General features: G+C 41.6%; 1 protein-coding gene. It reads right to left on the bottom strand.

What is annotated here, in order from left to right; genetic code table 11:
- The coding region (locus IV36_RS11645; RefSeq protein WP_056992656.1) for an IS1182 family transposase at positions 1–1,646 on the bottom strand (1,646 nt) is incomplete at its 3' end.
- Positions 1,647–1,794: the final 148 nt, after the last annotated feature.

The following is a 1,794-nucleotide window of genomic DNA, read 5'->3' as shown; positions in this document are numbered from 1 at the left end:
GAGGCTGTGACATAACTAGCCTCTGTATAAGCAAATAGGACGAGAAACCGAATTTTGGTTTCTCGTCCTATTTGCTTAAGTCTTTGATTTTTTAAGCTGGCCCCTAACGTGACCAGTTTCATGATATTTAATGCCATGACGACGATGCCGGCTTCCTTGGTGACCTTCTCAAAGCCACGCACCGAGAAGCGATTAAAACGCAAAGAAGCCTTCATCTTACCAAAAATCGGTTCAACGTCGATCTTGCGCTGAGCATAGATTTGACCGGTCTTTGGAGCTGAAAGCAACTCCCGTTGTTTAGCTTTAAAGTATTCCCAATTTTCATTCACGGAGATCTTTTTTAGATTTCCTTTTGGTGTTAATGCAGCGGGAATCAGTTGGTGGTTCTCATTAAATTTTTCGGCAACGTATTCTTTGAAATCACGAGTAAACCCATATTTGTCGGTTCTCTGGCGATACGCCTTAAAATTAAATCGCACTCCTTGCGGATTGACAAAATAATCATCCTTGGCGTAATAATCCCAGTTCATGACTTTACGGTCGTCACTGCGCCATTTTCGACTATTCTCTTTAAGCATCGTCCCATACGGGATCAAGGCGGTATGCTGATCAAGTTCGTCTTCGAAGTACCGATAATTACTTTCGGAACCGTATCCGGCATCGGCAACGATGGTGGTACCTAACGTATCGTTGGCCTTTAAATGTTTAATAAATGTCTGTAACGTTCGGGTGTCAGTTGGGTTCTGAAACAACTGATATCCCGTGATAAATTGATTGCTTGTGGCGATTTGAAAGTTGTAGGCGGGCTTCAATTGACCGTTTTGCATCGGATCTTCTTTGACCCGCATAAAGGTGGCATCGTGGTCCGTTTTAGAGTAACTATTGCGTTGACCATAGATTACTTGTTGGGCTTGATGTTCACACATTTTGTCACGCCGCTCGTCAAGTTTTCGTTTTTGAGATTTAATGGTACGACGTTGCTGTTTGGCTGGGTTCGGTGAGACCTGCTTCGTGGCTTCAACGGTTTCGTTCAATACCACTAAGTGGTCCTCAACTTTGCTGATCATCGTGTCTATCAATTCAGGAGTTAAATTCGAACCGGCCGGGACTTCATCGACAATTTTAGCTTCGTGTAGTTCGCCTAAAAGTTTCACTAATTTTTTTCGATTCATTTGATCAAAGCGAATCGTATTCTTCTTCCAAACAAAACTATATTTGTTCGCATCAGCTAAAATCTTTGTCCCATCAATAAAAGATACATCGTCAACCATGCCATTTTGACGGAGATATTGGGTCAGTTGTGATAAACTATCAGCCGTTAAAGTAGTCAGTTCTTCAGAAATCCTAAACCGACAAATTGTTCGGTAAGACGGTACTTGATCGGAGATCAACCAACTAGCTGGCTTGTTTTCACGGGCAAAGCGTTCAATTTTTCGACTACTGAAAATACCGTAGCTGTACGCCAAAAGAACCAGTTTTAACATGGCACCGAGGTTGTATTCCCGTGGGCGACCAAACTGGTAATCATATTTTATTTTTAAGCTTTCAACCAACTGATTGATGTAACGAGCTGGATGGTTTTCTTCTGGTAGGTAATCTAAAGCGATACTCAAGGTAGTTTGATTTATGTTATAATAATCTTGCATATTAGGAATGTCCTTTCGGGGATAATTTCGCAGAGTATCGGCTGCAACCGATACTCTTTTTTATTTTCTATTATAACAAAGGCCGGTCTGGAAAAACCAAAGATTTTTCCAAACCGGCCTTTATTATGGAGACTTATGTCACAGCCTC

Source organism: Liquorilactobacillus mali (assembly GCF_001437155.1).
In the GTDB taxonomy this organism is placed as follows: Bacteria; Bacillota; Bacilli; order Lactobacillales; family Lactobacillaceae; genus Liquorilactobacillus; species Liquorilactobacillus mali_A.
This window is presented reverse-complemented; position numbering and strand designations above follow the sequence as displayed.